Below are 6456 nucleotides of genomic sequence, written 5' to 3' on the forward strand. Positions count from 1 at the left end.
ACATGGCGGTACATGAGAAGCGACGCCGCAAAGGGCGAAAGCAGGGTGTTCCCGCTCGCCACGAACAGCTGCGCCGCCACGGCGAACAGAACATAGAAGGCAAGCCAGCGCGCAATCGCGGAAAAACGGCGGCAATACGCCATCACGGCGACGGTAAGCGCCAAAACGCCCATCTCGGCGAACAGGCTTTGTGTGAGCGCCATCTGCACGTTGATCGCCGCCAGCACCGCAAGCGACACGCGCGGGTCGAGATGGCGCGGCGCGGCGTTGGCTGGGTTGGCAGGCGCCGAGGGCCGCGCCTGCGCGGCCGCGCTCAAGGGCAAAGGCGCATCCATCGAAAGAGCCATGCGGTTTTCGTCCTTCTTTCTATCTGTTAGCCGTATATAACTTCTTCACGCTAAAATAGGGCTCCGTAAAGCGATGCGAAAGATGAAAAGAGAAGATGGAAAACAACGCCGAAAAGAATTCAAGTTCTACCGAAAAATCAACCGGAAGCCATGCCGCAGGACGGGAAAACCCGCTTTACGACATGTTCGTCACGCAGCTTTCGCAGCTGCACACCGTGTGCGCGGAGGAAGCGCTCGCGCACGGATTCGGACGGGCCGACCTGGTGCGAAGCGTCGGCGAGACGTGGTTCGTCGACCCCCGGTACGGCAGGGGCTCCTATTGGTTCTACCTCATGGACAACGACACCATCGTCGTGTCGATGGACATCACGTACGGGCGCGCCGTGGAAGCGGCCATAGAGACTGTTCCCTACCTGGGGTTCGGCCTCTACGAGCATGCGATGCCCAAGTATTGCTCGCCCGAGTGCGCCGGGTCTAACTCCAAGCTCATAGGACACGACTGGGATGGCGGCCCCTACATAAGCTCGTTCGAGCCCGACAAACGACTGTCGTCGGCGTCGATTACCATAGCCCCTGAAGCGATACGTCGCTATGCGGACGCCTTGCGCTGCGACGAGGGGAAACTGCGCCGCGCCATCGCGCGGCTCACCGCGTCGGACGGCGTGCCCGGCCTGCCCTCGGCGCTTCGAGGGCTCGACATCGCCTACCCCGCCGCATCGGTGGCCGACGCGTATTACCACGCCAAGGTGATCGAATGCTTCGCGCTGCTGGCAAGCGGCATCCCCGAGAAGGACCCGGCAGCCGACGCCGTGCGCATAAGCGACAGGGACTGCGTCGAGTGCATCTGTTCCTACATCGACGGCAACCTATCGTCCGACCTCAGCACGAAAACGCTGTGCGGCATCGCCCATGTGAGCGAAGGGAAGATGATATCGGCGTTTCGCAACGTGCAAGGGGACACCCCGCAAAGCTACATCCGCGCGCAGCGTCTGGAATACGGCCGACGCCTCCTCCTTGACGGGGGCCGCGAGATCGGAGGGATCGCCAGAAGCGCAGGCTACCGCAACCAAGGGGCGTTCACCGACGCGTTCAAGCGCGCCTACGGTACAACACCGCGCGCCTATCGCAAAAGATCGCGCATCGGATAGGACGGAGCATCGCGCTATACCCGCCGCCCCGAAAACAGATGGGAGCCGGCCATGCAACCGGATCCCATCTCAAGAGCGGGGGAATGCTTCCACGTCATGCGAGTCTTACCAGAGCAGAAGCTCGTGGCCGGCTTCGATCGCCACGATCAGCGCTTTCTTGCCCATTGGCACTCCCCTCGCAGCTGTCTTTCTATCCAAGGTTCTTATCGAAGAACGCCGAGATCGCGTCCCAGGGGATGGCCGCCGCTCTCGCCGGTGCAGCTCAAGCCCACGCCGTCCGGAAGCCGTTCCATGAGCAATTCCCCGAAGACATCTCTGGTCTCTGAGAGGCTCCGGAAGGAGGAGTTCATGCGCGCAGTTATACACATTGCGCGCTCGGATGCGGCAACCATGATGCGGTGAATCTCCGAGCCGGCCTCGATTTCCCTGCCCGAAGCCATAGCCTCAAGAAAGGTTTCTATGTCTTCTTGCGTTAAATCGTGGGTGTCTTCGTAATAGTCGGTCATTGCTTCCTCCTTTCCGGCTTACCAAAATAGTAAGGAGGAATTCGACCTATAGCTATTGCCGATATTGAAATTCGCATTATGCCTAAATAAGCATAATGCGAAGAATGACAAGAAGGAATGGAACTAAGCGGAGACGCCGTCCACCCTTGCTCAGGAAATGCGAAAGACGCGAAACGAATACCCCAGACATCGATTTCCGGCTCCATAGCGGCACGTCTACCGACCTCATGGACGGGGCTTGTTCGTGAGCAATCGACTTCTTGCTCTAGTGTGAGCCCTGAATGTAAAGCGATTTCGGTATCGCACTGTCATTCGAAGGGCTCATCGTCTCTTCCGTAGAAGCGAACCCCGAGCGCCTGTCTGAAACACCCACCGGTTCTTGGGCATCGGGAAATAGCAGGCGGCTCAAAACGAGAGTGGGCTCTTCTTCCCTGTTGACATCTTCCCGCGCTATGTTTAATATGCGAACGATTCTCAAATTAGAGAGAGGAACGCATGCGCGGACAGTATAAAACAGTTCAACGAAAGGCGATTATCGATTGCCTTTCGCATGCTCGCGGCCATATGACCGCAGCTGCCGTGCACGCCGCGCTTTCCGAATCGGGACACACGGTTTCTTCGGCCACGGTGTACCGCCAGTTGGAGAAGCTCATCGACGAAGGCGTTGCGATGAAATCAACGCCCGTCGGGGAAAAGAGCGCCTGCTTCGAGATAATCGATCGCGATGCATGCGAAGCTCCGCATTGCTACCACATGAAATGCCTTTTCTGCGGAAGGCTCATCCATCTCGATTGCGACGAGGTCGAGAGGCTGTGCGCTCATATGCTCGACAAACACGGCTTTCGCATCGATATGACAAGCACCGTGCTGTTCGGAACCTGCAAAGAGTGTTCCGCCCAGTCGGCGGATTTGGAGCGCCGCAATGCGTGACTCTCATTTTCGCGGCGCCATGCGAGAGACTCACATGCGGTTGCACGCCGGCTCCAGCGCGGCGGTGAACTCCCCTTTTGCGCGCATCGCGGCGGTGGCGATCACCCTTGCCCTGATCGCGCCTTCGCTTTTCATCGTTTGCGAGGCCCATCATGATTGCTCGGGCGATGGGTGCCAGGTGTGCCACGTGCTCGCCATCGCCTCGTCTCTCGCGCACGCCGACTCCGATGCCCCGACAGGGTCAAGCGCGCCTGTGCTCCTCCCCGCGCTTGTGCCGCTCACGCTCGCACCTGTCGTGCGAGCTTGCGCGACAACGCTCGTCGACCTTCAAGTGAGGCTTGACTGTTAAGTTCCCTGTGTATTTCAAACGCGATGAAAATGCCTGCTTTTCAGGCACAATACACAGGAGTCAAAGCATGATGAAAATGAATAAGCTGTTCACGGCTGCGTTCGCGGCCGTTTTGGCGGTGCTCTCGATTGTCGGCCTTTCGGCGTGCACGAGCACTTCGGGTACCACAGGTTCGAACTCGAGCGAGAGCCAGTCCGCAAGCAAGTCGCAGAAAATCCAGGTTGTGGCAAGTTTCTATCCTATGGCTGATTTCGCGCAGAAGATCGGAGGCGACCATGTCGAGGTCGAAAACCTCTGCCCGGCAGGAACCGAACCCCATGAGTGGGAGCCGTCGCCCGCCGACATCAAGGCGATCGAAAGCGCTCGCGTCTTCGTATACAACGGCGCCGATATGGAAGGCTGGGTGGATGACGCTTTGGCCTCCGCAAATGTCACGGGAACGGTTGTCTGCGCGTCCGACGGCATCGATCTGCGCGTTGCCGACCACGACCACGATGCCGACGAAGCCGACCCGCATGAGCACGCGGGCGAACACGACCCGCATGTATGGCTCGCACCCGAAAACGCGAAGAAGGAAGCCGAGAACATCAAGGATGCGCTGGTGAAGGCTGATCCCGACAACGCTTCGGACTATGAGGCGAACTACGAGAAATGGGCGCGCGAGTTCGACGACCTCGATAGCGAGTTCGCAAGTCGGCTTTCCCAGACTTCGGGCAAGACCATCGTCGTATCCCATGAGGCATTCGGCTACCTATGCGACGCATACGGCCTGACACAGGAGCCTATCACGGGCATGGACGCCGAGGGCGAGCCCGACGCGAAGACTATGGCCGAGATCGTGCAGTTCGTGCGCGACAACAACGTGAAGGTCATCTTCTCGGAAGATTTGGTCAGCCCCAAGATCGCGCAGCAGATCGCCGAGGAGACGGGGGCTTCCTGCAAGGTTCTCAACCCGATCGAAGGCCTGGAACAAGACGAGCTCGACGCGGGTGAGGATTACTTCTCCGTCATGCGCGACAACCTTGACGAGCTGGTCGGCGCCTTGAATCAGCAATAACCTGGGTGGATTATGGGCGAAAATCGGTTAATCGCACGCACTCCGCGCGTGGGGAGCAAAGCCAACCTGCGACATGCGGGGCAGCCCTTCCCTCCCGTTCATCTTTCCCATGTCGGGTTCTCCTATGGAGCGCAGGAGGTCTTATCCGATGTCGACCTGACGATCGGCGATGGGGAGACGTGCGCGATTCTCGGCGAAAACGGAGCGGGAAAATCGACGCTTCTGAAGGTGATGCTCGGATCTTTGGCTGCGACCAGGGGAAACGCCGAGCTGTTCGGCATCCCTGTCGGCTCGTTCCGCGATTGGCGGCGCGTCGGATACGTGCAGCAGCAGATAGCGGGCCTGTACGAGCGATTCCCGGCAACGGTCGCGGAAGTGGTTGCCGCGAATCGCTATGCCGCGCGACGGAGGTTTATGCCCAGGTCGGCAAACGATGCGGAAGCGGTCGAACGCGCCTTGGAAAAAGTCGGCGCGCAGATGCTTTCCCGTCGCCTTGTCGGGGAGCTCTCAGGCGGGCAGCTTCAGCGCGTTCTTCTCGCTCGAGCGCTGGTGAACGACCCCGATCTGCTCATTCTCGACGAGCCGACAAGCGGCATGGACGCCGATGCCGTCGGGTCCTTCGTCGACTTGCTGCAGGAGATCGTGGCGTCGGGAGAACGCTCCGCGCTGCTTATCACGCACGACATGCGCAGGCTGTCGGCGTTGCCGGCACGGGTTTTACGGCTGGAATCGGGGAAGCTGCGCGAAACCGGGTACCCTGCGCAATCGGAGGCGCGGGGTTCGTCCGATCGTGCGGCTCTTTTGCGGGAGGGGATGTAGATGGTGCAGCTGCTTGCCGATATGTTCTCCCATGCGTTCATGACGCGTGCGTTCGTTGCAGGCATCGTGCTCGGCGCGGCCATCCCGCTTGTCGGCGTCGTCGTGGTGCTCAAACGCCTGTCGATGGTCGGCGATGCGCTTTCGCACGCCTCGCTCGCGGGCGTGGCTGCCGGGCTCATCGGAGGCCTGAATCCCGTTGCGGGCGCAACCGCGGCGTGCATGGCGGCCGCCCTGACCGTCGAGGGAATCCGCCGTCGCTTCGAAGGGCACGCCGATCTCGCCATCGCCGTGGTCACGGCAGCGGGCGTCGGGCTTGCGGGCGTGCTCTCGGGCTTCGTCCCGAACAGCTCCACGTTCTCGAGCTTTCTCTTCGGCAGCATCGTGACGGTCGACGACGGCGAGCTCGCCGTCGTCGTCGCGCTCGGCATCGCCATCGTGCTTCTGAGCGTTCTGTTCAACCGCGAGCTGTTCTGGGTGGCCCTCGACGAGCGCGCCGCAAGACTCGCAGGCGTGCGCACGACCTTGGTGAATTTCTCGTTCATCCTGATGACGGCGGTGGCCGTGTCGATCGCATCGCGCACGGTCGGCACGCTCATCGTCAGCTCCATGATGACGGTGCCCGTAGCCTGCGCTCTCGTGGTCGCGCGGAGCTGGAAACAGACGGTCGTCGTGTCATGCGGGGTCGGCATGGTGAGCGCCGCCTGCGGGCTCGTAGCCTCCTACGCGTTCGGATTCAAGCCCGGCGGAGCAATCGTGCTCGTCGAGATAGCTTTGCTGATGGCGACGTTCGCAGGGAAGAAGCTGCTGGGCCGGTAAGAGAGCGTTTGGAAGGCAAAGGTGGGGGGCGGTTTTTCATCCAATCGACAACACATAGGCAAGCTACCTGAGGCTACTCGCTTCGCTCATCAATGGCAAAGACCTGCGGATTGCGATTTTCGAACCGCCCACCCGATTTCGTGCATCCATCCTTTCAACGATGGCGACGGGCACATGTCCAGGCTGCTTTCCCTGCTTTTGCTGTACAAGGCGGGTTACATGGCTGGCAAGTACGTCTCCATCGAGAAGGAGGTCGAGCGCACCAAGGGCGCGTACTGCAACGCCTTGGCAGCAAGCTCGCAAGGATGGCACGAGAACCGAAACGACCCCGGCCCGTTCGTGCGCTACATGCTGGGCGCGATCCCGGCTACATACCGCGAGTTCGAGGAGCGCGTCTCCGCGGCAGCAGACGCCAGGCTCACCAAGGCCGAGCGCGTCGAGGCGGTGCTGCGCAGCTCCGTCGGCAAGACGACCAAGCGCGACA

At 60.6% G+C, this 6456-nt stretch carries 7 protein-coding genes and 2 pseudogenes; 7 read left to right on the forward strand and 2 right to left on the reverse strand.

The genetic code is table 11. The features are described from left to right. Positions 1 to 347: pseudogene (locus Q0G85_RS10045) on the reverse strand (hypothetical protein); the annotation flags it as partial. A 95-nt stretch (positions 348 to 442) separates the two neighbouring features. Here Q0G85_RS10045 and Q0G85_RS10050 point away from each other — a divergent pair. After that, positions 443 to 1495, forward strand: a complete 1053-nt coding sequence (locus tag Q0G85_RS10050; RefSeq protein WP_297157588.1) for an AraC family transcriptional regulator — start codon at positions 443 to 445, stop codon at positions 1493 to 1495. A 203-nt stretch (positions 1496 to 1698) separates the two neighbouring features. Here Q0G85_RS10050 and Q0G85_RS10055 read toward each other — a convergent pair whose 3' ends face one another. Continuing rightward, entirely contained in the window at positions 1699 to 2001 is a 303-nt protein-coding gene (locus tag Q0G85_RS10055; protein ID WP_297157591.1) for a hypothetical protein, read from the reverse strand. Between the two features lie 495 nt (positions 2002 to 2496). Between Q0G85_RS10055 and Q0G85_RS10060 the strand changes: the two genes are divergently transcribed. The 6 genes and pseudogenes from Q0G85_RS10060 to Q0G85_RS10085 all read left to right on the forward strand — a co-directional run. Next, positions 2497 to 2931 (forward strand): Fur family transcriptional regulator, encoded by a 435-nt coding sequence (locus Q0G85_RS10060; RefSeq protein WP_297157594.1) that lies wholly within the window; start codon positions 2497 to 2499, stop codon positions 2929 to 2931. A gap of 34 nt (positions 2932 to 2965) precedes the next feature. Beyond that, positions 2966 to 3280, forward strand: a complete 315-nt coding sequence (locus Q0G85_RS10065) for a hypothetical protein (RefSeq protein WP_297157597.1) — start codon at positions 2966 to 2968, stop codon at positions 3278 to 3280. A gap of 67 nt (positions 3281 to 3347) precedes the next feature. Beyond that, a complete protein-coding gene (locus Q0G85_RS10070; RefSeq protein ID WP_297157599.1) occupies positions 3348 to 4337 on the forward strand; it encodes a metal ABC transporter substrate-binding protein in 990 nt (329 codons plus the stop codon). A 48-nt stretch (positions 4338 to 4385) separates the two neighbouring features. Further along, the gene (locus Q0G85_RS10075; RefSeq protein ID WP_297157602.1) at positions 4386 to 5156 is read left to right on the forward strand and encodes a metal ABC transporter ATP-binding protein; all 771 of its coding nucleotides are present in this window, start codon (positions 4386 to 4388) and stop codon (positions 5154 to 5156) included. Continuing rightward, positions 5157 to 5972 (forward strand): metal ABC transporter permease, encoded by an 816-nt coding sequence (locus Q0G85_RS10080; protein ID WP_297157604.1) that lies wholly within the window; start codon positions 5157 to 5159, stop codon positions 5970 to 5972. A 174-nt stretch (positions 5973 to 6146) separates the two neighbouring features. Next, a pseudogene (locus Q0G85_RS10085) lies at positions 6147 to 6456 on the forward strand (cell filamentation protein Fic); the annotation flags it as partial.

Origin of the sequence: uncultured Ellagibacter sp. (assembly GCF_934617235.1) — a bacterium.
GTDB lineage: Bacteria > Actinomycetota > Coriobacteriia > Coriobacteriales > Eggerthellaceae > Ellagibacter.